This is a genomic window from Syntrophales bacterium (genome assembly GCA_035363115.1).
Taxonomy (GTDB): domain Bacteria; phylum Desulfobacterota; class Syntrophia; order Syntrophales; family PHBD01; genus PHBD01.
Genome location: DAOSEM010000001.1, coordinates 17,902 through 44,545 on the forward strand (window position 1 = coordinate 17,902; position 26,644 = coordinate 44,545).

Sequence of the window (26,644 nt, forward strand, 5' to 3'; positions counted from 1 at the left end):
CTTATATTTCCTCCCCTAAGAGATTCCTTATGTTGTTCAGCTGTGTCCGGACGCTCCCGTCATAGACCTTATCGCCCACTCGAACCACAAGGCCGGCCAGAAGGGAGGCATCCTCCGTGATGGTCATGTCCGCCTTCTTCTTTGTGGTCTCCTCCAACTGCTTGAGGAGGCTGGCCTGCTGTTCCGGACTTAGCGGATAGGCGGTCCGAACGGACACCTGGACCCGCATGAGGACCTTGTCCATCATGTCCCGGTAACTGGCGACGATCTCGTCCAGAAGCCCGATCCGTCCCTTGTCCACCAGGAGGCCGAGAAAGTTGGCCGTCAGGGGGGACAGCTCGATCCGCTCGAGCAGATAGTCCATGATCTGCTTTTTCTCGACGTGATTGAAGACGGGATTGGCGAAGAATTCCTTGAGATCCTTGCTGGAGACCAGAACGCCGGAGAAGCGGTTCAGATCCTCGTAGAACACTTCATACTTGTTTTCCTCGCCGGCGAGTTCGAAGAACGCCTTGGCATATCGCTTGGAAATCTCGCTGCCGATCAATGTTTGGTCACCACCTTGTCTAAGTAGTCCCGCACCATTTCATTGTGATCCTGGGCGGTGATGTTCTTTTTGAGGATCTCCTCGGCCATTTCCACGGCCAGCTGCGCCGCTTCCAGTCGGAGTGCCGCGCTTCCCTTCAGGAATTCCTGCTCCATCCGGGCTTTCGTGTCTTCCTGAATTTTTTCGGCTGCCTTCTTGGCGTCGGCGACGATCTTTTCCTTTTCCGCCTGTCCCTGGGTCTTGATCATCTCGGAGATGCCGCTGATTTCGTCGGTCATCTTGGTCAGGCGGGATGAGTATTCCTCATATTTCTTTCGGGCCTCGGCCTTCTGGGCCTCCGTTTCATCGATCTCCGCCTGGATTCCGGCCCGCCGTCCCACAAAGAACTCCTTGACCTTTTTGGCCAGGAGCCACCAGAGGAGGCCTACGAGGACCGAGAAGTTGATGACCTTGAACATGAATCCTTTCATGTCCACGCCGCCTTCTTCGCCGTGCTCTCCACCGCCTGCTGCGAGAAGATCGGGTGACCAGGCGAGAATCAGGAGCCCCGCGAACGCCAGGGCGAGGAAAATTCCATGTGAGCGCATCGTTTCCGTGAACCGAACCTTCATTACTGGAGACTCCTTCCCAACACTTTCTCAGCGATCTCCAAGGACAGGCGCTGCGACTGGTTTTTCAGGACGCCCCGGGCCTCTTCGATCTCACGGTTCATTTTTCCCTGGAACTCTTCCATCATTTTCGGAATGACGCCCCGTACCGCGTCGACGATCTTCCGTGCCTCCTCGGCGCCTTCCTTCACATATTCGGCCTTCTGCTCCATGGCGGCCTGCTTCGCTTTGCGGACGGCCTCCTCATACTCGGCCATTTTCTTCTCCACCGACTCGTGAAGCGTGCGAACCTCATCCCGGGCGCCGTCAAACTGCTGCTTGCGCTTTTCCATGATCCCGAGAATGGGTTTGTAGAGGAGAACGTTCAGGATAAAAATCAGGACGATGAAATTAACCAGCTGGATCCAAAGGGTGTAGTCGATATCAATCACGGCGCCTTACCTCTCTTGTAGCATAAAAAAAGCCGAGTGGAGAAACCTCTGCACCCGGCTACTTTTTTCTTAACGATCTGGCGAGTCGATAATTTAAAGTAACGATCTCAACAGGCTTTACCCTGTATGCCATGTCCCCGAATACAATCACCCAACACCCCTGCGTGAAAGCCCATGGTAGTAAAGCGCGGCTTTCTAATCATACATGGGATGGCTTGTCAAGCAGTTTTTGCCTTGCATGACCCGCGGTCAGTGTTCCGTCCTCCGGGGTGTATCATCTTGACACAATTGATATTTCAGCCGTCGTCCGGGAGGCTGTCACCGGCCTGTTGCATCTGGCAGTGGCCGGTGAAGAACCCCCCCTCTTCGCAGACAAAAACGGCCGTACGGATATCGCCCCGAAGGCTCCCCGTCGGAGTGATGTGGATCGATTCCCGCGCTTCGATGGACCCCAGAACGGTACCGCCAATCCGGACCGACGGGGCTTCGATGTCGGCCTCGATCCGTGCCCCCTCTCCGATTACCAGCAAGCCGTCTCCGGTAATGTTTCCGGACACGTTGCCGTCGACCCGAATGGACCCGTGAAAGGCGAGTTTTCCCTGAAAGGACGAGCCGTTGCCCAGAAATGCCCGGATTTCATCCGCTTTCTTTTTCCCGAACATGGTCCCTCCTGCCGATGATATGGAGTCTCCTCCATGGATTGACGGGGGAATCTCTCCGGCCGCGGTCAGGGCTGGAGGATGTAGCGGCGAACGCTGATATTCAGAAGCAGTCCCACGGCGGTCATCATCACCACCAGGGAGGAGCCCCCGTAACTGAAGAAGGGAAGGGGTATTCCCACCACGGGGAGGAGTCCCAGTACCATGCCGATGTTGATGAACACCTCCCAGAAGAGAAACATCGCGATCCCGAACGCGATCATCATTCCCGTGAAGTCCCGGGCATGGCGCGCGATTTTGACTGCCCAGAGGATCAAGGCCAGGAAGAGCAGCACCAGCACCAGGCCACCCAGGAAGCCCCACTCCTCGGCGAATACGGAGAAGATGAAGTCCGTCTGCTGTTCCGGAAGGAATTTGAGTTGAGTCTGGGTCCCCTTCAGGAATCCTTTCCCGAGAAGGCCGCCGGAACCGATGGCGATCATGGACTGGAGGATATGATAGCCCGTTCCCAGCGGATCCTGGTCCGGATTCAGGAACGTCAGGAGACGCTGTTTCTGGTAGTCTTTCAGAAAAAACCAGGCTGCCGGAAGCAGGGTCAGGAACCCCGCGGCCGCCAGCAGGACGGATTTGAGCCGTACGCCGACAAAAAAGATCATCGAGATGAAGATGATCAGGAGCATCAGGGCGGTTCCCAGGTCCGGCTGCTTGAGAATAATAAAAAATGGGAGGAAAACGATCAGGAACGGGACCGCCAGTTCCCGAAGGCGGTAGGGTCGCGGAAGGCGGTGTTCGTCAAGGTATCGGGCCAGCACCAGGATCAGGGTCAGTTTCATCATCTCCGACGGCTGAAACGAGAATCCTCCCAGGTTGATCCACCGCTGAGAACCCTTGACGGCGGTGCCGAGAATGAAAACGGCGACCAGAAGCGCAATGGAGATCCCGTAGATGACGTAGGCATGGCGGGCAATGAACCGGTAGTCCACGGAGAAGGCGATGAACATGGCAAGGACGCCAATGGCCAGCGACTGCATCTGCTTGATATAGAGCGATGTATGACGTGCGTCGGCCAGGCTGTAGCCCGTGCTGTAGATGTTCATGAGTCCGATGGCACAGATGATCAGAACCATGCCGAACAGCGTCCAGTCAAAATTGAGCAGGAGCCGGCGATCGACCTTCATGGATCCTCCTTCCGGGCTGGATCCGGCCGGATCGCCGCCAGGGAAGGCTTGACCCGGGGAGGCGTATCCGGACGGGCGGTCTGTTCCTTTCCGGGCTTGTTTTTCTGCTCGAAATACGCATCGATCACCCTGCGGGCTACAGGAGCGGCTGCCGAGCCGCCGTGTCCGGCGTTCTCCGCGATAACGGCGACGACGATCTCCGGGTTCTCATGGGGAGCGAAGCAGACAAACAGGGCATGGTCGCGGAATCGGCCGGAGAAGCTTTTGGCCTTCCCGTCCGAGGCATATCCCACGACCTGGGCTGTGCCCGTCTTCCCGGCCACGTCGGCTTCCTTCCGGCGGAGCGCCCCGCCGGTTCCGCCCGGTTCATTCACGACCCCCCACAGGGCATCCCGGAGGAGAAGGCGATTCTTTTCGCTGAGCGGAAGGACGTTTTTTTTCTCCGGCGGAAAGGCCTGGACGACCTTGCCGTCAATGGATTCGATCTGGCGGACGACACGGGGACGCCACACGGTACCCCCGTTGGCCAGGGCGCCGTAGGCCAGGGCAAGCTGCAGCGGCGTTGCGGTGTTGTAACCCTGGCCGATTGCAATGGAGATGGTTTCTCCCGGTTGCCAGGGGGTCTTGAAGCGGGCGAGCTTCCAGTCCCTCGTCGGGATCGTGCCGCCCTTTTCCCGCGGCAGGTCAATGCCGGTAATCTCACCAAACCCGAAGGCGCGGGCATAGTGGGCGATCTTGTCGACCCCGAGGAGCTTGCCGAGGTTGTAGAAATAGACGTCACAGGACGAGACGATGGCCCGGTGGAGCGATACACGGCCGTGGCCGTGCTTCTGCCAGCAGCGGAACGTCCGGTTTCCCAGGGTGAAGGATCCATTGCAGTGGAAAGCGGTATCCGGGGTGACAAGTCCCTCCTCGAGGGCTGCCGCGGCGACGACCAGCTTGTACGTGGAACCCGGCGGGTACTGGCCGGAGATGGCCCGGTTCTCGAGGGGGTGAGCCGGGTCCTGGCTCAGCCTTTTCCAGTCCCTGGCGGAAATCCCTCCCCGAAAGAGGTTCGGATCGAAGGAAGGGGAGCTGACCAGGGCCAGCACGGCTCCGTCGCGGGGGTCCAGGGCGACCACCGCCCCCGGCTTTCCCTCCAGGGCGTTCCAGGCGGCCTCCTGGAGTACGGAATCGACATTCAGGACGACGTTGTGCCCCGCGATGGGCGAGAGCCGGCCCAGGATCCGGACTTCCTTGCCCACCACGTTCACCACCACGTTTTCTGCCCCGTTCGTTCCTCTGAGAGGGCTGTCCAGGTATCGCTCAACGCCGAATTTGCCGACCATGTCGCCACTGGCGTAGCGCATCCCTTCCCTCTCCAGGTCTTCCGGGCTGATTTCCCCCATGTACCCGATGAGATGCGCCATCTTTTCCTCCTGGAGATACTGGCGGACCGGCACGACCTCGGAGACCATTCCCGGCAACTCCAGGGCATGGGCCTCCACGAGGGCCAGCTTTTCGCGGCTGATGTTTCGTTCGATCCTCAACGGCTCCACGGAGCGGGTCTTCCGGATCTCCAGGATCTCTTCCGGATAGGGGAGGGAACGCTCCCTGCAGAGAGCGGCGAAGCGGTGTGTCACATCCCGGACGTTTCCCGCCCGCTGGGGGTGAAACAGAATATCGAAGGCGGCCTGGTTGTCCACCAGCACCGTGCGGTTTCTGTCGAGGATAACGCCCCGTACGGCCCGGATGGTGCGGTTGCGCAGGCTGTTGCTTTCGGAGCGCTGAAACAGCTCGCTTCCCTTGATGACCTGAAGGTGCCACATCCGCACCACAAGAACCGAAAGGGCGCAGACGACGATCAGGAGCAGCAGCCGGAACCGTTTATGGAATTCGGCGGAGTCATGGCCATTGAGCCGGTTGTGCCGACTTGCCATTCCCGTATCCCTCCAGTCGGCGGCAGAGTTGGAACAATATCGGGGAGAGCCCGCTGAGGATGCACGCCTGGGGTAGATAGATCTTCAGTCCCGTAACGAGGACGTTCATTCCATATATTATATAGTAAGCGGAGACAAGGATGATTCCCTCGGCCAGAACGGACAGGAAGGTGACAAAGACCAGGAAAAAGGTCTTTGTGGAATAGACCCGGGCGGAGACGGAAGAAAGGGTGAAGAAGATGATTCCGTAAGACAGGACATAGAGGCCCGGAAAGGGGGCGATCAGGGTGTCCATGAAGTAGCCCATCAGAAACGTCAAAACGGCCCCCCTGCCGGTCTCCATGAACAGAGCCGCATAGATCACCCCGATGGTCGTGAGCTCCAGGCTGAGCCGTTCGGCCGTGAAGAGCTCCACGATGGACGTCTGCAGAATGACAAGGCCCAGAGCCAGCGGCGGAAGGACAAGGTAACGGGTCATTTCTTCTGTTTGTAGTCCAGAATCAGGACTTCTTCCAGCCGGTTGAAATCCGACGCCGGAGCCATGTCGATCTTCTGGAAAAGGCTGTCCGCTTTTTTGTCGAAGGCGGTGACCGAGCCCAGGACGAGCCCCTTGGGATAAAGGCCGGACAGGCCGGACGTGAGCAGAACGTCTCCCGCCTGAACGTCCTCCAGATTGGATATGTATTTCAGGCGGCCGCCTCCGGAGCCGTTGCCCTGGAGAATGCCCTCCGCACGGGTCCTCTGGATCAGGGCGTCGATGTTGCTTTTCTCGTCCGTGATCAGGAGCACCTTGGAAATGTTCGGTGACGCCTCGATGACACGTCCCACCACTCCCCTGCTGGAGAGAACGGGTTGCCCCGGCCGGACGCCACGGGTGGTTCCCCTGTCCAGGAGGATGGTCTTGAAGAGGGTGCCCTGGCTCTTGTCGATGACCCTCGCCGCCATGGCCGGAATCTTCAATTCCTGCTGCAGGGACAACAGGGCCTGGAGCCGCTGGGCCTCCAGGTACCCTTCCCGGTAGCGGTTCAGTTCCGTGGTCAACTCATCGATTTTTTTCCCCAGTGCCCGGTTCTCCTGCCGGAGACCGATCAGGTGCAGGTAGTCCGTCCATGTGTCTCGCAGGGAGTGGAAGGATGCCATCAGGGTGGACTGAACGGGGCCGGTGATCTCCAGGACGGCGATGCGGATCAGGCCCGGACGTTCGGGGTACCGCAGGTGGTAGGAGATCATGGCCAGCGTCAGCAGGAGAAAGACGGCCAGGATGATCAGGTTCTTTTTTCGTTTCGATGCGCTCATGTCCATCCCACGGTCACGGCGGAATGGAAGTGCCCTGCATCGCAAGAGCCGGTTTGTTCCGGTCAGGATGCGAAGAACAGATCCCGTCTCGGTTCCGGTGGAAGAGTAAGAAAATACCCTGGAAAGCCGCCTGGTGCCTCCGGCAGGAAGTGATGGCTGCGTTTTTGATCTTACCCGAAAGCCCGACCGGGACGCGTATCGACTTCAAGAAGGCTCCAACCGTCACGGGACCCTGATTTGCCGGGGAGCCGCTGCCTACGGCTGGACGGCCACCTCCTTCAGAAGATTCATGTGATCCAGGGCCATGCCGGCGCCGCGGACAACCGTGGACAGGGGGTCCTCCGCCACCGTCACGGGCAGTCCCGTTTCCTCCTTGAGAAGGAGATCGAGGTTTCTAAGCAGGGCTCCCCCGCCGGTTAACGTGATGCCGCGATCCACGATATCTCCGGCCAGTTCGGGAGGCGCATTTTCGAGGGCATCCTTGACGGCGTCGACAATGAGGCTGATGGGTTCCATGATGGCTTCCCGGATTTCCTCCGAGTTCGCCTCGATGATCTTGGGAATCCCGGAGATCAGATCCCGGCCTTTTACGTCCACCTTGCGGATCTCATTGTCCGGAAAGGCGGAGCCGATGGTGGTTTTGATGATTTCACCGGACCGCTCCCCGATGAGCAGGCTGTATTTCCGTTTCAGGTACTGGACGATTTCCTCGTCGATCCGGTCGCCCGCGCACCGCACGGACTTGGAGTACACGATGCCGGCCAGGGAGATGACGGCCACTTCGGTCGTCCCGCCGCCGATATCCACGACCATCGAACTGATGGGGTCCATGATGGGAAGCCCCGCGCCGATGGCGGCGGCCATGGGTTCCTCGATCAGGTAGACTTCCCGGGCTCCCGCCGATTCAACGGTCTCCCTGACGGCCCGCCTCTCCACCTGGGTGATGCCCGACGGGATGGAGACGATGATTCGGGGGCGGATCAGCGTCCTGCGGTTGTGAACCCTCTGGATAAAATGCCGGAGCATGACCTCGGTAATGTCGAAGTCGGCGATAACCCCGTCCCGGAGGGGACGGACGGCTTCAATGTTCCCGGGGGTTCTGCCGAGCATTTTTTTCGCTTCCGCGCCGACCGCCAGAACCTTTTTGGTTCCCCGTGCATCGCGATGAACGGCCACGACGGACGGTTCGCTCAGAACGATGCCTTCTCCTTTTACATAGACCAGCGTATTCGCTGTGCCCAAGTCTATAGCCAGATCGTTGGAAAACTTCCCCAGAATGAAATCAAACAGCAAGGCAGGACCTCCTGGTTGTTTGCTTTGAAATAACGGACACTTATACCCGATATCCCGTAAGGACAGACCCTTATACTGTATTTCGACACCCGAATCAAACCATTTTTCAATTACTTTGGCGTGGATCACCTCTCCGGAACAATCCTCCGGAAGGTGCGATGAAGCGGGACCTGCAATCGGGATTCCGGTCGTTTATGGATGGATGGTATACGGCAGGGATGCCTACGTATTTACCCCTATTGCATCCAGACTCCTGCAAAGATGCAACAATTGGTTTTTTCTTGAAAAATACTGTTGCCTGCGGGTCGTCCCTTGTGTATAAAAGCCCATCTCATGACGGGAGGGACCGGCATGCTCAACAAGGTGATGCTCATCGGACGGCTGGGAGCGGACCCGGAGGTTCGCTATACCCCGGATGGCGCCATGATCACGACGTTCCGGCTCGCAACGGACGAGCAATGGAAGGACAAAAGCGGCGAAAAGGTCCAGCGGACCGAGTGGCACCGCATTGTCACCTTCGGCCGGCTGGCGGAAATCTGCGGAAACTACCTGAATAAGGGCAAGCTGGTTTACGTGGAAGGACGGATCCAGACGCGCTCCTGGGAAGACAAGGAAGGTCAGAAACGGTACATGACGGAGATCGTCGCCGCGAGCATGCAGATGCTCGACGGGAGGGGCCAGGGGAAACCCGCGACGGGGGACGAACCTTCCTCCGGTGCGCCCGACGGCGGATATCCGGAAGACGACGTGCCGTTTTGAGGCGGAGAGGGGATTATTTCGGTTCGACCTTCTTGTTCTGGGGGGTCACATCGATTTCGTCGGGTTCCCGGGTTGCCTTCTTGAAGTTCCGGATCCCCTTTCCCAGGGCATTGCCGATTTCCGGAAGCTTGCCGGCGCCGAAGATGATCAGGATGATCACCAGGATGATCAGCAATTCTGGAATACCGATACCAAACATGATTCTTTACTCCCTGTGGGGTTTTTCATCTCCATAGATCATCGTATGGAGGTTGTCAAACCTATCTTTCGAAAGCGCTTCAGGGAAGCCGAAGGTGTACGACCTGCCCCGGTGCCCCCAGGGGGCCCAGGGGTTTTCCCTGAAATGTCAACTGGGTTCCCCCGGCGTTTCCCACATCGATGTCAAACGAGCGGGATGCCCGCCGCTCCAGCCTTTCCCCCGGCTTCAGCAGAACCTGGTACGGCTGGCTCTGGTCTTCGCTGAGGCGGATCCAGGTGTAATCCCGGGCCTCGATGACCAGGGAGTATCCATCCGTCGCTGCGGGTGCGGGTGCAGCCGTCGGCGCGGAGGGCGGTCGGGGTTGGGGTGTCTCCTGGACAACTGCCGGAGTCGGAGCCGGAGCGGATGCGGAAGGTTCGGGAGCCGCCGGCGGGGATCCCGGTGCGCCGGCAGGGGGCTGCTGTGTGGCCGGGGCGGGTGTTGCGGTTTCCGTTGGCTGGGCGGGCGGGGCCGCGGCGGAAGGGACCGATGGCGCGGATGGCGCCGGAACCGGCTCCCGGAGCATCAGAACGGCCGCCGCAATGATCAGGGCCAGCGCCAGGCATGAAATCGTGACGATCCATTTCTTGAGGGACTTTTTTTTCGGTGGTATGAGTACCTCCTCCAGGGAGGGACCTTCGGACTCCGCCAGGAACCGGTTGTATCGCTCCAGCAGTTTGCCCTCATCGGCGCCGATCGACCTGGCATACGACCGGATAAAGGAGCGGGCGATAACCGGTGCCGGCAGTTTTCCGAAACGGCCGGTTTCAATCGCTTCCAGGTTGATTATGGTAATCCGTGTGGCCTCGAAAATGTCTTTCAGCTGAATCCCCTGCGATTCCCTCAGGGATTTCAGATCCTGGACAGGAAATGCCTGATCCGGTGCCGTGTTCCGGGTGGTTTCTGCATCTTCCATGGCTGCTCCGTTTTGCCCCCAAGGATGGAATGATGGGGGACCTTACCATTCTCGGCAGCATCCATGCAACCGGAAATAGTAGAGATTCGGCGAAGAAACGGTTTCCTGCGGTGATTGGTGTCCCGATGCCGCAGACGCGGAGCGTGAACGTACAATTCATGATGGGAGAGATAAAGAGCGATGGATTCCCCTGGTGCCTTCATGAAGGATGTTGCCCGGAAGGCAGGCGATTGGTTGAAGAAGAGGCTCGGCGAAGAGCACACCGTTGACTACAAGGGCGTCATTAACATCGTTACGGAGGCGGACCGCCAGTCGGAGGAAATGATCGTATCGGCGATTCTCGACCGGTATCCGGACCACGACATTCTGGCGGAAGAGGCGGACAGGGTTCCCAAGGGGTCGCCGTACCGGTGGATCATCGACCCTCTCGACGGGACGACGAACTATGCCCACGGCTATCCGGTGTTCTGCGTGTCCATTGCCCTCGAGGAGAACGGCGTCGTCCGGTACGGCGTGGTTTACAATCCGATGTTGAAGGAGATGTTTTACGCCTGCCGGGGCGGGGGGGCCTTTCTGAACGAACGCCCCCTTCGCGTTTCCGGGACAAAGGACCTCTCCCGCAGCCTCCTGGCCACGGGATTTCCATATGACATCCGGGATAATTCCGACAACAACATGAATTATTTTCAAGTAATGGCCAGAAGCGCCCAGGCGATCCGGCGGGCCGGATCGGCGGCGCTGGATATGGCCTATGTGGCGGCCGGCCGTTTCGACGGATTTTGGGAGCTCCGCCTGATGCCCTGGGACACGGCGGCCGGATGGCTCCTGGTGGTCGAGGCCGGCGGGCAGGTCACGAATCTCTCGGGGGCGCCCTTTGCGCTCAATGCACCTCATATCCTCGCTTCGAACGGGCGAATTCACGAGTCCATGATCGCTGCCCTCCGTCTTGCCCCCTCCCCGGCCTGACCAGAAGGGCACGGCACGACAGCCTGTTCCATCCCTCGGGACGGTCTTCCCTTGACAATGCCGATACGGTGTTTATATTAGCGCCAAAAGGTGTGAATGTGAACAATATTAAATGGTTGTCGTCTTTCCGGCAACCGGGTCCGTGTGCCCGGCGTTCTGGATGATCGGGAAGGGAAGACGGCCAAACCGGAAAAGGAGGTTGTGGACATGTTCGGACCGGTCTGGAGATTTGGAAGAATCGTGGATCTCATGCCGGAGGTACAGCGCCTCCAGCGGGAAATGAACCGGCTGTTTTCGGGCGTCAGCCAGCCCTTCAGCCAGGATTTCCCGGCGATCAACGTCTGGAGCGGAGAGAATGAGATCGTTGTCTCCGCGGAGTTGCCGGGAGCGGATCCCGACGGCATGGATATCTCCGTTGTGGGGGAAAGCCTGACCCTCACCGGTGGACGGAATCCGGAGACCCTGAAAGAGGGCGAGAATTACCATCGCCAGGAAAGGAGCAGCGGGCGCTTCAGTCGAACCCTGCAGCTGCCGTTCCGGGTGGATGCGGGAAACGTGGCTGCCCGTTATGAAAAGGGTGTTCTCCATATAACCCTGCCGCGGGCAGAGGCGGACAAACCCAGAAAGATCAGCATCAAGGCGGAGTAGAAAGGGGGGACGACCAAGATGAAGGAACAGGAACTGCAGAAACAGACGGCTTCGAACCCGGTGGAAATGGAACGGACGAGAAACCGCAAGGTGTATGTTCCCCGGGTCGATATCTATGAGACAAAGGAGTCCATTGTGCTTCTGGCCGACATGCCGGGAGTGGACGAGAGTTCCGTGGACATCATGCTGGAAAAGAATGTGCTGACCATCAACGGAACGGTGGAGCCTGTCGCCTTTCCCGGGCACAACCTCGTGTATGCCGAATTCGATACGGGAGACTATCAGCGGGCTTTCACCCTTCCCGAGGAGATCGACCAGAACAGGATCGAGGCCACGGTAAAAAACGGTGTTCTCCGTCTCGTTCTCCAGAAGGCGGAGAAATCGAAGGCCAGGAAAATCGCCATCAAGGCGGAGTGAGAAAGGAGGTGGAAGCGATGGCATTCCGAAAGTTGTTGCCATCACTCTGGGGAGAGCGTGCGGTTCCGGCCGGCCAGGAAGGAGATCACCCCTTTTCCGCTTTGCAGCAGGAAATGAACCGGGTTTTCGACGATTTCTTCCAGGGGACGGCTTTTGCCCCGTTTCCCTCTGCAGGCCGCCGCGCCGGAGGTTTCCATCCTTCCGTGGACGTGAAGGAGGGGGCGAAGGAGATCGTCGTTCAGGCGGAGCTTCCCGGGATAGAAGAGAAGGACGTGGAGATTCTCCTGGAGGAGTCGGCCCTCGTTCTCAAAGGCGAAAAGAAATTTGAAAAGGAAGACAAGGGTGACGGTTACCATACCATCGAGCGGAGCTACGGGTCGTTTCAACGGGTCATTCCCCTGACCCGGGAGATCGATCTGAACAAGGTCCAGGCCCGGTTCAAGAATGGCGTTCTGACGGTAACCCTGCCGAAACTGGAGCAGGCCAAGGCGAAGGAAAAGAAGATTTCCATCCAGTCGGCCTGATCGCGGAAACACGGGGCTTCGGCCGCCGTATACAAAACCTCAATTCGTTTTTCAGGAAGGCAGACAGCCGCAAAAGAAGGGGGAGCGGATTTCAAGTCCGTTTCCCCTCTTTTTTTATTAACGTTCGGGCGGCGGGGGCTGCCACGGGGGCTCCCGCCGTCGCGAAAACGTTTCCGCTCTTCGCCTTCTGAAACCGGAGAGCCTGGGGTCCGGAAACGTTTCCCAATTGCTCCTCTGGGAACCCCCGGTCGCGCCCCCGCGAAGGTCGGTCGAGGAGAGGGGGCTTCCCGGAGCGCGAATAGCGGCTTTTTCGGGGCACCCTGCCGTCGCAGCGCAGCGCCCGCAAAGTCATCTGTCTGAGCGCCCCTGGGCGCGAGTTATGACTTTGCAGCGGAGCGAGACGTTGTAGGGTCGAAAAAACGCTCCTGAGCGCGAGGGAAGCCTTCGCTCCCACATGCCCGCCTCCCATCCGCGCCTGAATCTTTTTAAAAAGTGAAAAAAAGAAGGAGGGCGGACTTGAAATCCGCTCCCCCTTCCTTGTTCCTGATGCATGTAGGAACCGGGGTTTCCCGTCAGGAATCCGCCACCAGCTTCACCAGAACGTTGCGTGTCCTCGGCCCGTCGAACTCGCAGAAAAAGACGGACTGCCACGTACCGAGCACGAGCCGTCCCCCTTCGATGATCACGGTTTCCGAGGCTCCGAAAAACGAGACCTTGATGTGGGCGTCCGAGTTGCCCTCCCGGTGGCGGTAGGGACCGTCGGCGGGAACGATCCGCTCCATGGCGGACGTAATATCCCGCACGACATCCGGATCGGCGTTCTCGTTGATTGTCACTGCCGCCGTTGTGTGGGGGACAAAAACCGTGCAGATACCCTGCCGGACACCCTGCTCCCGGACCAGGGACTGGAGAGAACCGGTGATGTCGATCATCTGGATCCGTGCTGTGGACTTGATGCTGAGGGTTTTCATGGCGCCTCCGTATCGCCGGATGCCGTGAGGGCGGTGTAGAGCCGGTGGCCGATGACAAGCCCCCGATCGATGAAATCCGGTCCGTAGAGGCGCCCGGTTTCCGTCCGGAAGGTCTCCCGGATTTTCCGGAGGCTGTCGAGTCCCTGGAGAAACCGGGGAAGAACAACCTTCAGGGGGATCCGGCGCGGCGCGAGCATGGCCCAAAGGGTTTCCGTGAAATTGTCCGGTCCCCAGCGGAACTTGTCAGCATCGTACAGGGCGTTCGAGATCAGCCGGGCCGCCGGATCTTCCGGTTCCTCGTGGGGCTGGAACGCTTCATGGTTCCGGATGGCCAGGGTGATGGCCCGGCGTTCCTCCTCCAGGAGGGCGAACGGGCCGAGGACCCGATCCGCCTCTTCCGCACCCCGCTGTGCGTGCTGCCGCTCCATCCGCCGGATGTCGTGCAGGACGCCGGCGAGATGGGTCAGGAGGGCGATCCGCCGCAGCTCCTCATCGTCCCATGGCCGGCCGTCCTCCAGGAGGATGATGGCCCCTGCATCGACGGCGACTTTCTGCACGTGGGCCAGTCCGTGGCCGATCGGATCGTCCTGGTCGGCGATGATGCGGATCGCCTCCCTGGCCATGGCCTCGGAGGAAAACAGCTCCTTCGACAAATCGACGGCCCCTTCGCCATCCCGATAGAAGAGAGGGACACCCGCCTCGTCGGCGAATTGCTGCGCCATCTCCCTTGCTCTGCGATACGGGTCTTCCAAAGCTGTCGCCCTCCCGTGTCACACCGGCCGCTCGCCGAAAATCGCTCGGCCGACCCGTACGATGGTTGCCCCTTCCTCCACGGCGATCCGGTAATCATTGGTCATGCCCATGGAGAGCTCCTCCATGTGTACGCCTTCGATCCGTTCCCGGCGGATGGACTCCGCAAGCTGCCGGAGAGTTGAAAAATGCGGCCGGGCCTCCTCGGGATCGTCGAACCAGGGAGGCATCGTCATCAGCCCCCGGATGGACAGGCCGGGCAATTCCGCCAGGCCGCGGATCAGGTCCAGGGCATGGACGGCCGGAATGCCGCTCTTGCTGGCCTCGCCGCTCACGTTGACCTCCACGAGAATCCTTAGGGGCGTTCCCGCTGCAGCGGCCCGGCGGTCCAGCTCCCTGCCCAGTTCCATCCGGTCCACCGAATGAATCAGGTCGAAGAGCCGCACGGCATACTTGGCCTTGTTCGTCTGCAGGTGCCCGATGAAGTGCCACGGAAGCGGCCTGCCCAGGAGTTCGATCTTGCGCCGGGCCTCCTGGACGTAGTTCTCGCCGATGAGGTCCACGCCCGCCGCGATGGCCTCCCGGATCCGGTCGTCGTCGACGGTCTTTGTGACCGCCAGCAGGCGGACCTCCGCCGGCGAGCGCCCGGCCTTCCGCGCTGCCCGGGCGATTTCCTCCGTGACAGAGGCGATATTTTCGCTAACCGATCGGATCGTTTCCATTGGTCGAAAACCGGATGGCCCCCGCCTCGCGGAGGACGTCGATAACTTCGCAGAGGGGGAGGCCCATGACGTTCGTGTAAGATCCCCTGATTTCCTGGATGAAGAAGGCTCCCATTCCCTGGACGGCATACCCCCCCGCCTTGTCGTAAGGCTCGTCCGAAAGAACGTACCAGTTCATCTCCTCGTCTGAAAGGTCCTTGAACAGAACGGCTGAGGAGATCGCCCGGGAGATCGCGCGGTTTCCGCCCCCGGACAGGACGGAAAAGCCCGTGTAGACCGTGTGTTCCCGGCCGCTGAGCGTCCGGAGCATGGCCTTTGCCTCCTCACGATCGGCGGGTTTTCCCAGCACCCGTCCGTCGATGACGACGATCGTGTCGGCGCCCAGCACCCAGGCGTCCGGATTCCGCCGGGCAAGGGCACCTGCCTTGGCCGCCGAGAGCCGGAGCACATGCCCCTCCGGGGATTCCTCGGGTCTCCCTTCCTCCTCCACGCCGCTGGGGAGCACCTGGAACGCCAGGCCGACCCTCTTGAGCAACTCGATCCGCCGCGGTGATGCGGATGCCAGGATCAGTTTGTTTTCTTGAATGATTCCCATCTGTTCGAACTCAACTTTCTTCAAGATGCATTGGCTTTGTAACACAGTTCGTCTCGCCTTGACGACGGGATTTTGATATGGCTCGCGGGAGCGGGAGGTATGCATGGGGGGACATTCGCTTACGTGGCGTCATGACGTGGAAGTCGCCGACCGGGTTCGGATCCGGGAACTGGTTGTTTCCACGGGGGTGTTCTCAGAGGAAGAGGCCGATATTGCCGTGGAGCTGGTGGAGGAGCGCCTGGCCCGGGGCGAGGCCGGCGGCTACGAGTTTCTTCTGGTCGAAGTGGAGGGGTGTCTGGCCGGGTACACCTGCTTCGGCCGGATCCCCGGGACCGTCTCCAGCTTCGACCTGTACTGGATTGTCGTGGCCCCGGAATGGCAGCGCACCGGGATCGGAGTCTTGCTGCTCGCTGAAACGGAGAGCAGCTGCGTTGCATCCGGGGCTTCCCGGATGTATGCGGACACCTCTTCCCTTTTACGCTACGAGGCCGCCCGCCGCTTCTACGAGGCGAACGGCTACCGCCGCGAAGCCTTCCTTCCCGATTTTTACCGGCCCGGCGATGGCAAGGTGATTTATGCCAAGGTCCTGCCGGGGGAATGCAGATGTGGAAAAAGTTCCTGAACTGCCGGAGGGAGGGGATTTCCCCCGCTGCTCAGGGGTTTTCCGGCGGGCGGAGAGAGCCTTCGTACATATCCAGGATGGACAGGAGGAGCGAAGCCACAATCGGCCCGATGACGAAGCCCGAGATGCCGAACAGGGCGATCCCTCCCAGGGTGGACAGGAAGATGAGGAGCGGGTGCATCTGCACATCCCGTCCCAGGAGAACGGGCCGGAAGAGATTGTCCACCATGCTGATGACCAGCGCGCCCGTAAGAAGAACGACAATCCCTTCCCACATGTGTCCCGTCACCAGGAGAATCAGCCCGGCGGGTGCCCAGACGATGGAGCATCCGACACCCGGGATGATCGAGGTCAGGACCATGACGACCCCCCAGGTGAGAGCGCCATTGATTCCCACCAGGTAGAACAGAATCCCCCCGAGTAACCCCTGAATGCCGCCGATGATCAGGGTGACCTTCAGCGTCGCCCGGGCGGTGATGACGAACCGGTCGTACAGGACGGACTCCCTGTCCTTGCCGAGGGCGAAGAGGACCTTGCCCCTCTGGAGCATCCGGTCCCCGTCGCGGATGAAGAAAAACAGGGCATAGAGCATCACGGCAAATTTCACGAGGAACATCAGGGTGTTCTGCGTGAGGCCCGTGAGGGTTTTGACGATGGCGTTCGCCAGGTTTTTGACCACCTCGGTGAAGCGTTCGATCATGGTGTCGCTGTTCAGGTGGAGCCGGGCCGTCGTGGGGTGGGCGGCCAGGCGGTCCGCCCACTCGCGGACCTTGTTTTCCAGGTTTGTGATGTCCGAATCGATGGAAGTGTAGATCTCGATGGACTCGTTCACCAGCAGGGTGGCGAGGATCCCCGCCGGGATGATGAGGATGATGAAGATCAGGACCAGTACGGCGGCGGCATGCAGGGAAGGCATGTTCCGCTTTTGCTGGAGCCTGCGATAGAGGGGCTGGAACAGGCCGGCGATGACGACGGCCCAGAAGAGCGGGAAGAAAAAGGGCTTCAGGAGATAAAGGGACAGAACGGCAACCACGCCTGCCAGGGCGATGAAGAGGGTTCTGCGCGCCTTTACGGGATCCAGCATACCGGCCTGCCGCCTTCGTTGCGATCTGCTGAAATGCATCCCTTCCGGGGATAGGCTGAATGTGCTCCGGGAGCGCGCTTCCACGCTCCCGGGGAATGAGTAAACGAATAATGGATTTCCCCGGCTCCGTCAACCGGGAACCATGAGACAGGAGGAGGCGGAAGGGAAATCAGTCCCTGAAAATCGCGCCGGTGCTGGCGGAGGTGACCTGGCGGGCGTATCGGGCCAGGTATCCGCTGGTTACCCGTGGCCGGAAGGGCTTCAGGGCCTTGCGGCGCTTTTCCAGCTCCTGCTTTCCGACCTTCAGGGTGATCGTTTTCTTCGGGATGTCGATGGCGATGCGGTCGCCTTCCCGGACGAGGGCGAGGGGGCCGCCCTCGGCCGCCTCCGGCGAGATGTGCCCGATGGCGGCGCCCCGGGTCCCGCCGCTGAAGCGGCCGTCCGTGAGAAGGGCTACGGACTTGTCCAGACCCATCCCGGCGATGGCGGAAGTGGGGCCCAGCATCTCCCGCATTCCCGGACCGCCCCGGGGACCCTCGTACCGGATCACGACGATGTCCCCCGCCTTGATCTTTCCCCCCAGGATGGCCGTGATGGCCTCGTCCTCGCTGTCGAAGACCCTCGCGGTTCCCTCGTTGACCAGCATGTCCTCCGCTACGGCGGACTGCTTCACCACCGCCCCGTCGGGAGCCAGGTTGCCCCTGAGGACGGCCAGGCCGCCTTCCGGAAAATAGGGATTCTCCAAGGGGCGGATCACCTCGCGGTCGAGAATCCGCGCCGTTTTCAGGTTGTCGCCCACCTTTTTGCCGGTCACCGTCATGGCGTCCCTCTCGACGACGCCCAGTTCGCTGACGGCCAGGAGGACTGCCTGGATTCCCCCGGCCCTGTGAAGGTCCTCGATATGATGGACGCCGGCGGGGCTCAGTTTGCAGAGGTTCGGTGTCCGAGCGCTGATCTCGTTGAACAGGTCCAGGTCGAGCCGGATTCCCGCCTCATGGGCGACGGCAGGGATGTGCAGGACCGTGTTGGTCGAGCAGCCCAGGGCCATGTCCACGGCAATGGCGTTCCGGAAGGCCTTCAGGGTGGCCACGTCGCGGGGCCGGATCTCCTTCCGGACCAGCTCCATGACCTTCATTCCGGCCTCCTTGGCCAGCCGCCGCCGGGCCGCCTCCACGGCCGGAATGGTCCCGTTGCCGGGAAGCCCGAGGCCCAGCGCCTCGGTGACGCAGTTCATCGAGTTGGCCGTGTACATCCCCGAGCAGGAGCCGCACCCGGGGCAGGCGCAGTCCTCCAGGGCCTTGAGTGTCTTCTGGGTCATCCGGCCGGCCTTGACGGCCCCGACGCCCTCGAAGACGGTGATCAGGTCCGCCGCCTTGTCTCCCAGCCGGCCCGCCAGCATGGGGCCGCCGCTGACGAAGAGGGCGGGAATGTTCAGTCGCAACGCCGCCATGAGCATCCCCGGAATGATCTTGTCGCAGTTGGGGACGAGAACCAGGCCGTCGAAGGGATGGGCCATGGCCATGACCTCGACGGAGTCGGCGATGAGCTCCCGGCTGGCCAGGGAATATTTCATGCCCGTGTGGCCCATGGCGATGCCGTCACAGACGCCGATGGCGGGGAATTCGACAGGGGTGCCCCCGGCCAGGCGGATACCCGCCTTGACATCCTCGGTGATCATCCGGAGGTGCACATGGCCCGGGATGATTTCGTTGAAGGAATTCACCACGCCGATGAGCGGGCGGGAGATCTCCTCGTCGGTGTAGCCCATGGCCTTGAACAGGGACCGGTGGGGGGCCCGCTCCAGGCCCTTCTTCATCAGATCGCTCCGCATCGTTTCTTTCCCCCTTGTTCGATGGCATGCAGCGGCATGAGGCGGGCCCTCCCCGGCCTTCCGGGGCCGGGGAGGGACGGTGAATGGCAAGTCGGCCGCAGCCGCTTATTTTTTGCGGTTTTCCGGGCGCAGGGACCGCACCGCCGAGCCGGCGCGCCACATCTCCGAATCGCGCATTGTGGCCAGCTCCTTGTTCAGCTTCTGGCGATAGTCCGGGGCGCTGTTGGCATCCAGGACGATCTGGGTCTCCTCGCCGTTGATGACGCGCGCGTAGAGCTCGTCGAAAACGGGGGCGACGGCATCGCGGAAGCGTCCCTTCCAGTCGAGGGCGCCCCGTTGGGCGGTGGTGCTGCAGTTCGCGTACATCCAGTCCATGCCGTTGTCCGCCACCAGGCGGATGAGGCTCTGGGTGAGCTCCTCGACGGTTTCGTTGAAGGCCTCGCTCGGGCTGTGGCCGTGCTTCCGGAGAACGTTGTACTGGGCCTCCATGATCCCCGCCAGGGCGCCCATGAGAACCCCCCGCTCGCCGGTGAGGTCGCTGTAGACTTCATTGGCAAAAGTCGTGGGGAAAAGGTAGCCGGACCCGATGGCGACCCCGAGGGCCAGCGTGCGCTCCAGCGCCCGGCCGGTATAATCCTGGAAGATGGCATAGCTGGAATTGATGCCGCTCCCGGCCAGGAAGTTGGTCCGGACGGTCCGGCCCGACCCCTTGGGGGCCACCAGGATCACGTCCACGTCGGGCGGCGGGATGACGCCCGTCCGCTCCTTGTAGACGATGGAAAAGCCGTGGGAGAAGTACAGGGCGTCGCCTTTGTTCAGGCAGGCCTTGATGGCGGGCCACATGGTCTTCTGTCCCGCGTCGGACAGGAGGTACTGGATGACCGTTCCCCGCCGGGCCGCCTCCTCCGGCGAAAACAGGGTCTCGCCGGGAACGAAACCGTCCGCGAGGGCCTTTTCCCAGGAAGCGCCCCCTTCCCGCTGGCCCACGATGACCCGGATTCCATTATCCCTCATGTTCAAGGCCTGTCCCGGTCCCTGGACCCCGTAGCCTACGACGGCGACGGTCTCGTCTTTCAGAACCTGCCGGGCTTTCTCCAGCGGAAACTCCTCCGCTGTGACCACCTCTTCCAGGACGCCGCCGAAGTCAATCTTTGCCATGGAACTCCTCCTGTTTCTCTCGAATATTCGAATGGGCCGTTTCCGCCCGCCCGGGCGGTTCCGGACTCATTCGGGTTTGAATTTTTCCAGTGCCACCATTCCCGATCGGGAAAAATCCTCGAGCCCGAGGGGATCGAGAAGCTGGATCGCCCGGTCGATGCTGTCCTTCCGGCCCGATACCTCGATGACGCAGTACTTGTCGTCCATGCAGACCACCTTCCAGTTGTACAGGTCGACCGCGGCCATGATCTGGACACGGGTCTCGTCGCTCCATCGCATGCGGAACAGGACGAGCTCCCGCCGGGAGGCCATCCTTCCCGTGAGGTCGTCTACGGATAGCACGTCCACGAGGCGGTTCAGCTGCTTCTTCAGCTTTTCCATGGTGGACGCCGATCCCTTGGTGGTGATGATGATCTTCGTCGTCTCTGGCGTCTTGGTGATGTTGGCCGTGATGCTCTCAATGTTGAATCCTCCCCCGCTGAAGGTGCCGGCGATGCGCGCCAGGACATCGGGACGGTTGCGTACGAGGAGGGCGATGGTGTTTTCCTTTGCTTTCATTGTCTCTTGAACCTTTCTCGAAATGGATCCCGGACAGCACCGGCGGAAGGCCCGTCTGCTCCTTCCCTGTCTGTCCCCGGCGGTTGTCCGGGACCGCTTGTCAGTTGAAGCTGCGCGTCCCGGGATCCTCCCCGCCGTTGGTCGGGGCAGCGGGAAGCTCTACGCCCAGTTCCATGTCCGCGATGGAGGCCCCGGGGCGGACCATGGGGTAAACACACTCCTCTTTTTCCACCCGGATGTCCATGACCACGACCCCCGGGGTTTCCAGCCCCTTCTTCAGGACGGCTTCCAACTCCTCCGGGCGGCTGGCCCGCAGGCCCGTGGCCCCGTAGGCCTCGGCGATCTTCACGAAGTCGGGGGCGTAGGTCATGTCGGTGTGGGAGTAGCGCCGCCCGTAGAACATCTGCTGCCACTGGCGGACCATTCCCAGGTACTGGTTGTTCAGGATCACGATTTTGACCGGGATGTTGTACTGCACCGCCGTGGCCAGTTCCTGGATGTTCATCTGGATGCTGCCGTCGCCGGCGATGTCTACCACTGTCTTGTCCGGCTTCGCCACCTGGGCGCCCATCGCGGCGGGGAAGCCGAACCCCATGGTTCCGAGGCCGCCGGAAGAGATGAAGGCCTGGGCATGGTCGTAGGTGTAGTACTGGGCCGCCCACATCTGGTTCTGGCCCACCTCGGTCGTGATGATCGCCTCCCCCCCGGTCAGCTCGTAGAGCTTCCGGATAACCTGCTGCGGCTTGATCCGGTCCGTTCCCTCGTCGAAGCGCAGAGGGACCCGCTTCTTCCAGGCGTCGATCTGTTCCAGCCACTCCCGGATCGGTTCCGACGGGACGGGTCCTCCGGCGGCGAGGGCCTCATTCAGCATGCCCAGCGCCGTCTTGGCGTCGCTGACGATGGAAAGGTGGGAGCGGACGATTCGGTCGATGGAGACGGGATCGATGTCGATATGGATGATCTTCGCGTTGGGGGCGAAGGTGTCCACCTTGGAGGTTACCCGGTCGTCGAAGCGCATCCCCACGGCGATCAGCAGGTCGCTGCCGGTGATGGCCATGTTGGCGTAGTACGTGCCGTGCATTCCGGGCATTCCCAGCCAGAGGGGATCCGAGCCCGGGTAGGCGCCGAGGCCCATCAGGGTGGAGGTGATGGGAAAGCCGGTCCGCCGGACGAACTCACGGAGCTCCTCCGAGGCCTTCCCCAGGAGCACTCCTCCTCCGGAGACAATCACAGGTTTCCGGGCGGCCCGGATCATCTCCACGGCCTTCGCGATGTCCTCCTGCTGCGGCTTCTCCAGTCCGTTGAGCCTGTTGAAGTCGTCGCGGATGTCTTCTTCTTCGATGGTTGCCTGTGACACATCCCGGGGCAGGTCCACCAGCACAGGGCCGGGGCGCCCGGAGCGGGCGATGTGGAACGCTTCGTGGATGGTTGAAGCGAGGTCCTCGATCCGCCGGACCAGGAAGTTGTGCTTCGTGCAGGGCCGGGTGATCCCGGTGATGTCGACTTCCTGGAAGGCGTCGCTGCCGATCAGGCCCGTCGGCACCTGGCCCGTGAAGATGACCACGGGGATGGAGTCCATATAGGCGTTGGCAATGCCCGTCACCGTGTTCGTGGCGCCGGGGCCGGAGGTGACGAGGCAGACACCGACCTTGCCGGATGCCCGGGCGTACCCGTCGGCGGCGTGAATGGCGCCCTGTTCGTGCCGGACGAGGAGATGGCGGAAAATCTCCTTGTACAGCTCGTCGTAGATCGGAAGCACAACCCCGCCGGGATAGCCGAAGATGACGTCCACGTTTTCCCGGCGAAGCGTTCTCAGCAATACCTGGGATCCAGTCAGTTTCACAATGTTCCTCCTGCAAATTGACAAGTGCGTTGACCAGCGGATTCTGAAAACAAAAAAACCGTTACCCGGGAGCCGAGTAACGGTCTGTTGCTGTTTGAAAGTTTCTTACAAGTGCACCATTACCCGGCCCCCATATGAATGGGGATGATAATTATGCCGATGATGCCGATTACGTTTCTCCTCATGGTCATTTCAAACCTTTTCCCTTGAAACGAAGGCCCCTCTTAACAGCGGAAAAATTCATTGTCAAGCGTTTTTAGCCCGATTTTCACCAGTAACGCCGGGTTTTCACGCCGTGCTCGCCGAGATAGGCCTTGATCCCGTCGATGGTGTACGTCCGGTAGTGGACCATGGAGGCGATCAGGGCTGCATCCGCCTTACCCGCCGTGAGCACGTCCACGAGATGCTGCGGTGTGCCTGCTCCGCCGGAGGCGATGACGGGGATGCCGACGCAGGTTGAGATCCGTTCCGTCAAGGTCAGTTCGTAGCCGTCCTGGGTCCCGTCGGCGTCGATGGAGTTCAGGCAGATCTCGCCGGCGCCCAGGCGCTCCGCCTCCCGGGCCCACCAGAGCGCGTCGATGCCGGTGTACCGGCGGCCGCCGTGGATGACGATCTCATATCCCGACGGAGTCGCCTGCGACGGCTCCACGCGCTTCACGTCCATGCCCAGGACGATGCACTGGCTGCCGAAGGCCCGCGCCCCCTCCGTGATGAGGGACGGATTCTCCACCGCCGCGGAGTTGACGCTCACTTTTTCGGCTCCCGCCAGGATCACCTCCCGCATGTCCTCCAGGGTCCGGATGCCTCCACCCACGGAGAAGGGGATGAAGATCGTCTCGGCTACCCGGCGGACTACATCGATGAGGATATTCCGGCCGTCGGAGGAGGCGGTGATGTCGTAGAACACGATCTCGTCCGCCCCCTGCTCGTAGTACTCCCTGGCCGCCTCCACGGGGTCCCCGATATCCACGTTTCCTTCGAACTTGATTCCCTTGGTCAGCAGCCCGTTGCGGACATCGAGGCAGGGAATGATCCGTTTACTCAGCATCGCTTCCCCTCCAGCGGCTGAAATTTTCCAGAATCTGAAGCCCCGGCCGGCCGCTCTTCTCGGGATGGAACTGAACGGCCACGAGATTCCGGTATGCAACGGCGGCGCTAAAGGGGATTCCGTAGCGGGTCTCCCCGACGATCCGTTCCCGGTCCGCCGGATCCGGATAGAAAGAGTGGACGAAATAGAACTCCGCCTCCGACGGGATTCCCGCGAACACGGGATGGCCTTTCAGGAAGTGCACGGAGTTCCAGCCCATGTGGGGGATCTTGAGCTTTTCCCCGCCCTCCTGCAGGCCGGCGGGAAAGCGGCGGACGACGCCGGGAAGGATTCCCAGGCAGGAGGTTCCGCCGTCCTCTTCGCTCTTGTCGAAGATCACCTGGGTGCCCAGGCAGATCCCCAGGACCGGCCGGCCGTCACCGACCCAGCGGTGGATCCACCCGTCCAGTCCGGAGGTCCGCAGGTTGGCCATGGCCTCCCCCGCGGCGCCCACGCCCGGGAAGATGATGCGCTCCGCCCGGTCCAGCCGGGCCGGGTCGCTGGTCACCTCGCAGGGCAGGTTCAGGGAGTGCAGGGCCCGGGCCACGCTGGTGAGGTTTCCGGCCCGGTAATCCACGATGCCGATCATGTGTTTTCGTCCTTACAGCGAATTCCCTGATGGGTGTTCCGTCGCTCCAGTTCGCGATCGATGGCGCCCAGAACGGCCATCTTGTTGACGGCCCACCCGGGGGCGAGGAATATATCCCGGTACCCGTCCGCGGTCAATCGCTGGATGACCATCCGCGGCGGCAGGATCTCCAGGACGTCGCAGACGGTCTCCACATACTGTTCCCGGCTCCATAGCGGAAATGGCTCCCGTTCGTAAAGCGTTCCGAGAGACGTTCCCGAAAGCACCAGGAGGCAGTGGATCTTGATGCCGTCGATGGGAAGGGCTGCCAGGGTCCGGGCCGTTTCGAGAACATCCTCCCGGGTCTCTCCGGGCAGTCCGGCGATGATGTGCGCGCAGAGGTGAATGTTTCTTCCGGAGGCCCGGCGCACTGCATCGAGGAACTGCTCCGCCGGGTGGCCGCGGTTGATCCGGGCCAGGGTCCGGTCGTGGATCGACTGGAGACCCAGCTCGATCCAGACGTGGCGGTCCCGCGCCAGCTCCTCCAGGATATCCAGGACTTCGTCGGGCAGGCAGTCGGGGCGGGTTCCGATGGACAGTCCGGCCACGTCCGGCAGGTCCAGGGCCTCCCCGTAGAGGCGGCGCAGACGCTCCACCGGGGCATAGGTGTTCGTGAAGGTCTGGAAATAGGCGAGGAACCGGGCAGCCTGGCGATGCTCCCGGTAGTACGCCATTCCCTTGAGCAACTGGTCCGTGACGGACGGCAGGGGGCCCGCCATGCGGAGCCTGGAGCCGCGGCCGTCGCAATACACGCAGCCGCCCGAGGCGACGGATCCATCGCGGTTCGGGCAGGTGAATCCGGCGTCGACGGGCAGCTTGTAAACCCGGCAGCCGAACCGGTTCATCCAGTAGCTTTTCAGGTCATAATAGCGCTTTGTGTTTTTCCAGAAATCCGGTTTGGTCAATGGCAGCTCCGGGGACCGGGCCGCTTTCCGGCGGTTCCGGTTCGGGGGATTGAAACGGATAAATCGATTGCCATTATTTTGAAATGTAGTATAGCAATTTTTTTCCCGGGGCGACCGGCGGGGACGGAAGAATCCGCCGGCGGACGTTTTCCGGTCCGGAAGGTCCGCCGCGTTCGGAACCGGGGAAAAGGATATCCCCTGCGGGAGGATTCCCGGCATGACCGTGCAAGCCGTTCAGGAACCGGATGTTTTCGTCTATCTGAGCCAGATTCTTGGCCGGCCGGTTCAGGATGGTCAGGGCCGGGAACTCGGGTCAATCGCCGATGTGTCCGCGAACCTGGCAGAGCTGTATCCCTCCGTCGGTACCCTCCGGATCCGCCCGCGGGGGGGAAAATCAGCCCTGTACATTTCCTGGCAGGACGTAACCCAGGCCAATGGATCCATCCTGAGCGTAGGATCGTTGAAGGAGGCGCCCGGCCTGGGCGAGAACGAGCTGTTTCTACGCGACGCCCTCTTGGACAAGCAGATCGTCGACACGAACGGCGCCAAGATCCGGCGGGTGAACGACCTGCAGTTTCTGCGCTCCCACGAGCGCCTTCATCTGGTGCACGTTGACGTGGGATTCCGGGGGCTCATGCGGCGGGTGGGCCTGGAGAGGGCCATGGATTTTCTTCTCCAGTCCCTTTTCGATTACGAGCTGCCCAACCAGTTCATCTCCTGGAAATACGTCCAGCCCGTATCCTCGCCGGACCTGCTTCGGCTCTCCATCACCCAGAACCGTCTGGCCCAGCTGCACCCGGCGGATCTCGCGGACATCATCGAAGATCTGGACATTCACCAGCGGGCGGCGGTTTTTCAGTCCCTGGACGTCGAGACCGCGGCGGAGACCCTGGAAGAGACGGATCCCAAGATCCAGGTCAGCCTGATCGAGACGGTGGCGGCGGACAAGGCCTCGGACATCATCGAAGAGATGTCTCTCAGCGAAGCCGCCGACCTCCTGGGGGACCTGCCAAAAGACAAGGCGGAGGGGATCCTCAAGGAGATGGAGCAGGAGATTGCAGAGGACGTAAAGGAGCTGCTGGCCCATCCCGAGGAGGAGGCCGGCGGGCTCATGACGACGGCGTTCCTCAGTGTCCCGCCGGAAGCCACAACGGCGCAGGTCCTGGAGATCCTGCACCGGGAGGCCATGGATCTGGATTTTGTCTATTACGTTTATGTGATGGACCCGCAGGAGCGCCTGCTGGGCATGTTGAGCCTCCGGGAGCTCCTGGCGGCCGCGCCGGAGGCGAGGGTCGCCGACCTGATGGATACCCGCTTCGTTACGGTCCGCCTGAACGAGGAACCCGACGAGATCGCGGAGCAGTTCGCCAAGTACGCCGTCATGGCCGTCCCGGTCGTGGACCGGGAGCAACGGATGAAAGGGGTCATCCCGTTCCGGAATCTCCTGGAACTGGTCGCCCCGAAACTGGGCAAGTGAGACCGATGGAAGAG

At 61.3% G+C, this 26,644-nt stretch carries 30 protein-coding genes; 7 read left to right on the plus strand and 23 right to left on the minus strand.

The window, feature by feature from the left end:
• Position 1 precedes the first annotated feature (1 nt).
• From atpH to PLO63_00135, 9 genes are all read right to left on the minus strand, one after another.
• Entirely contained in the window at positions 2-547 is a 546-nt protein-coding gene (atpH, locus tag PLO63_00095) for an ATP synthase F1 subunit delta (protein HOI72516.1), read from the minus strand.
• The gene (locus PLO63_00100) at positions 544-1,158 is read right to left on the minus strand and encodes an ATP synthase F0 subunit B (GenBank protein ID HOI72517.1); all 615 of its coding nucleotides are present in this window, start codon (positions 1,156-1,158) and stop codon (positions 544-546) included. Before PLO63_00100 ends, atpH begins: the two co-directional genes overlap by 4 nt.
• Positions 1,158-1,586, minus strand: coding sequence for an ATP synthase F0 subunit B (locus tag PLO63_00105; GenBank protein HOI72518.1), 429 nt, complete (start codon positions 1,584-1,586; stop codon positions 1,158-1,160). The genes PLO63_00100 and PLO63_00105 overlap by 1 nt, the downstream gene beginning before the upstream one ends.
• Before the next feature lie 296 nt (positions 1,587-1,882).
• Entirely contained in the window at positions 1,883-2,248 is a 366-nt protein-coding gene (locus PLO63_00110) for a polymer-forming cytoskeletal protein (protein HOI72519.1), read from the minus strand.
• 65 nt (positions 2,249-2,313) lie between these two features.
• Positions 2,314-3,423, minus strand: coding sequence for a rod shape-determining protein RodA (gene rodA, locus PLO63_00115; GenBank protein HOI72520.1), 1,110 nt, complete (start codon positions 3,421-3,423; stop codon positions 2,314-2,316).
• The gene (gene mrdA / locus PLO63_00120; GenBank protein ID HOI72521.1) at positions 3,420-5,342 is read right to left on the minus strand and encodes a penicillin-binding protein 2; all 1,923 of its coding nucleotides are present in this window, start codon (positions 5,340-5,342) and stop codon (positions 3,420-3,422) included. Before mrdA ends, rodA begins: the two co-directional genes overlap by 4 nt.
• Positions 5,308-5,820, minus strand: a complete 513-nt coding sequence (locus tag PLO63_00125; protein HOI72522.1) for a hypothetical protein — start codon at positions 5,818-5,820, stop codon at positions 5,308-5,310. Before PLO63_00125 ends, mrdA begins: the two co-directional genes overlap by 35 nt.
• Positions 5,817-6,638, minus strand: coding sequence for a rod shape-determining protein MreC (gene mreC / locus PLO63_00130; GenBank protein HOI72523.1), 822 nt, complete (start codon positions 6,636-6,638; stop codon positions 5,817-5,819). The genes PLO63_00125 and mreC overlap by 4 nt, the downstream gene beginning before the upstream one ends.
• 255 nt (positions 6,639-6,893) lie before the next feature.
• Entirely contained in the window at positions 6,894-7,931 is a 1,038-nt protein-coding gene (locus tag PLO63_00135; GenBank protein ID HOI72524.1) for a rod shape-determining protein, read from the minus strand.
• Between the two features lie 351 nt (positions 7,932-8,282).
• On the opposite strand from PLO63_00135, the gene PLO63_00140 reads away from it, so the two are divergent.
• Positions 8,283-8,690: a single-stranded DNA-binding protein gene (locus tag PLO63_00140; protein HOI72525.1), complete on the plus strand. Its 408-nt coding sequence runs from the start codon at positions 8,283-8,285 to the stop codon at positions 8,688-8,690.
• Between the two features lie 13 nt (positions 8,691-8,703).
• Here PLO63_00140 and PLO63_00145 read toward each other — a convergent pair whose 3' ends face one another.
• Both PLO63_00145 and PLO63_00150 read right to left on the minus strand, forming a co-directional pair.
• On the minus strand, positions 8,704-8,889 hold the full coding sequence (locus tag PLO63_00145) for a twin-arginine translocase TatA/TatE family subunit (protein HOI72526.1): 186 nt from the start codon (positions 8,887-8,889) through the stop codon (positions 8,704-8,706).
• A gap of 79 nt (positions 8,890-8,968) precedes the next feature.
• On the minus strand, positions 8,969-9,844 hold the full coding sequence (locus PLO63_00150; GenBank protein ID HOI72527.1) for a DUF4115 domain-containing protein: 876 nt from the start codon (positions 9,842-9,844) through the stop codon (positions 8,969-8,971).
• 180 nt (positions 9,845-10,024) lie between these two features.
• Between PLO63_00150 and PLO63_00155 the strand changes: the two genes are divergently transcribed.
• The 4 genes from PLO63_00155 (at position 10,025) to PLO63_00170 (ending at position 12,399) form a co-directional block, all read left to right on the plus strand.
• Positions 10,025-10,810 (plus strand): inositol monophosphatase family protein, encoded by a 786-nt coding sequence (locus tag PLO63_00155; protein ID HOI72528.1) that lies wholly within the window; start codon positions 10,025-10,027, stop codon positions 10,808-10,810.
• A gap of 207 nt (positions 10,811-11,017) precedes the next feature.
• The gene (locus PLO63_00160) at positions 11,018-11,458 is read left to right on the plus strand and encodes an Hsp20/alpha crystallin family protein (GenBank protein ID HOI72529.1); all 441 of its coding nucleotides are present in this window, start codon (positions 11,018-11,020) and stop codon (positions 11,456-11,458) included.
• A gap of 18 nt (positions 11,459-11,476) precedes the next feature.
• Complete coding sequence (locus tag PLO63_00165; GenBank protein HOI72530.1) at positions 11,477-11,875, plus strand: Hsp20/alpha crystallin family protein; 399 nt, start codon at positions 11,477-11,479, stop codon at positions 11,873-11,875.
• Between the two features lie 17 nt (positions 11,876-11,892).
• Positions 11,893-12,399 (plus strand): Hsp20/alpha crystallin family protein, encoded by a 507-nt coding sequence (locus PLO63_00170; protein HOI72531.1) that lies wholly within the window; start codon positions 11,893-11,895, stop codon positions 12,397-12,399.
• A gap of 572 nt (positions 12,400-12,971) precedes the next feature.
• On the opposite strand, the gene PLO63_00175 is transcribed toward PLO63_00170, so the two are convergent.
• From PLO63_00175 to PLO63_00190, 4 genes are read right to left on the minus strand one after another with little or no spacing between them, the layout of a single operon-like run.
• Positions 12,972-13,370 (minus strand): secondary thiamine-phosphate synthase enzyme YjbQ, encoded by a 399-nt coding sequence (locus PLO63_00175; GenBank protein HOI72532.1) that lies wholly within the window; start codon positions 13,368-13,370, stop codon positions 12,972-12,974.
• A complete protein-coding gene (locus tag PLO63_00180; GenBank protein ID HOI72533.1) occupies positions 13,367-14,092 on the minus strand; it encodes a hypothetical protein in 726 nt (241 codons plus the stop codon). The genes PLO63_00175 and PLO63_00180 overlap by 4 nt, the downstream gene beginning before the upstream one ends.
• A gap of 48 nt (positions 14,093-14,140) precedes the next feature.
• Entirely contained in the window at positions 14,141-14,842 is a 702-nt protein-coding gene (locus PLO63_00185; GenBank protein HOI72534.1) for a YggS family pyridoxal phosphate-dependent enzyme, read from the minus strand.
• Positions 14,820-15,437, minus strand: a complete 618-nt coding sequence (locus tag PLO63_00190) for a Maf family protein (GenBank protein HOI72535.1) — start codon at positions 15,435-15,437, stop codon at positions 14,820-14,822. The genes PLO63_00185 and PLO63_00190 overlap by 23 nt, the downstream gene beginning before the upstream one ends.
• Positions 15,438-15,540: 103 nt before the next feature.
• Here PLO63_00190 and PLO63_00195 point away from each other — a divergent pair, with 103 nt between their 5' ends.
• Positions 15,541-16,059, plus strand: coding sequence for a GNAT family N-acetyltransferase (locus PLO63_00195; protein HOI72536.1), 519 nt, complete (start codon positions 15,541-15,543; stop codon positions 16,057-16,059).
• Between the two features lie 31 nt (positions 16,060-16,090).
• On the opposite strand, the gene PLO63_00200 is transcribed toward PLO63_00195, so the two are convergent.
• The 8 genes from PLO63_00200 to PLO63_00235 form a co-directional block, all read right to left on the minus strand.
• On the minus strand, positions 16,091-17,143 hold the full coding sequence (locus tag PLO63_00200; GenBank protein HOI72537.1) for an AI-2E family transporter: 1,053 nt from the start codon (positions 17,141-17,143) through the stop codon (positions 16,091-16,093).
• Between the two features lie 169 nt (positions 17,144-17,312).
• On the minus strand, positions 17,313-18,974 hold the full coding sequence (gene ilvD, locus PLO63_00205) for a dihydroxy-acid dehydratase (GenBank protein HOI72538.1): 1,662 nt from the start codon (positions 18,972-18,974) through the stop codon (positions 17,313-17,315).
• 105 nt (positions 18,975-19,079) lie between these two features.
• Positions 19,080-20,132 carry a ketol-acid reductoisomerase gene (ilvC, locus tag PLO63_00210; protein ID HOI72539.1) on the minus strand — a complete coding sequence of 351 codons (1,053 nt, stop codon included), beginning with the start codon at positions 20,130-20,132 and terminating at the stop codon, positions 19,080-19,082.
• A 66-nt stretch (positions 20,133-20,198) separates the two neighbouring features.
• Positions 20,199-20,690: an acetolactate synthase small subunit gene (gene ilvN, locus PLO63_00215; protein ID HOI72540.1), complete on the minus strand. Its 492-nt coding sequence runs from the start codon at positions 20,688-20,690 to the stop codon at positions 20,199-20,201.
• A gap of 100 nt (positions 20,691-20,790) precedes the next feature.
• The gene (ilvB, locus tag PLO63_00220; protein ID HOI72541.1) at positions 20,791-22,533 is read right to left on the minus strand and encodes a biosynthetic-type acetolactate synthase large subunit; all 1,743 of its coding nucleotides are present in this window, start codon (positions 22,531-22,533) and stop codon (positions 20,791-20,793) included.
• A 268-nt stretch (positions 22,534-22,801) separates the two neighbouring features.
• A complete protein-coding gene (gene hisF / locus PLO63_00225) occupies positions 22,802-23,581 on the minus strand; it encodes an imidazole glycerol phosphate synthase subunit HisF (protein HOI72542.1) in 780 nt (259 codons plus the stop codon).
• Complete coding sequence (hisH, locus tag PLO63_00230) at positions 23,571-24,209, minus strand: imidazole glycerol phosphate synthase subunit HisH (protein HOI72543.1); 639 nt, start codon at positions 24,207-24,209, stop codon at positions 23,571-23,573. Before hisH ends, hisF begins: the two co-directional genes overlap by 11 nt.
• Positions 24,206-25,153 (minus strand): TIGR01212 family radical SAM protein, encoded by a 948-nt coding sequence (locus PLO63_00235; protein HOI72544.1) that lies wholly within the window; start codon positions 25,151-25,153, stop codon positions 24,206-24,208. The genes hisH and PLO63_00235 overlap by 4 nt, the downstream gene beginning before the upstream one ends.
• A gap of 217 nt (positions 25,154-25,370) precedes the next feature.
• On the opposite strand from PLO63_00235, the gene PLO63_00240 reads away from it, so the two are divergent.
• On the plus strand, positions 25,371-26,630 hold the full coding sequence (locus PLO63_00240; protein ID HOI72545.1) for a CBS domain-containing protein: 1,260 nt from the start codon (positions 25,371-25,373) through the stop codon (positions 26,628-26,630).
• Positions 26,631-26,644 lie beyond the last annotated feature (14 nt).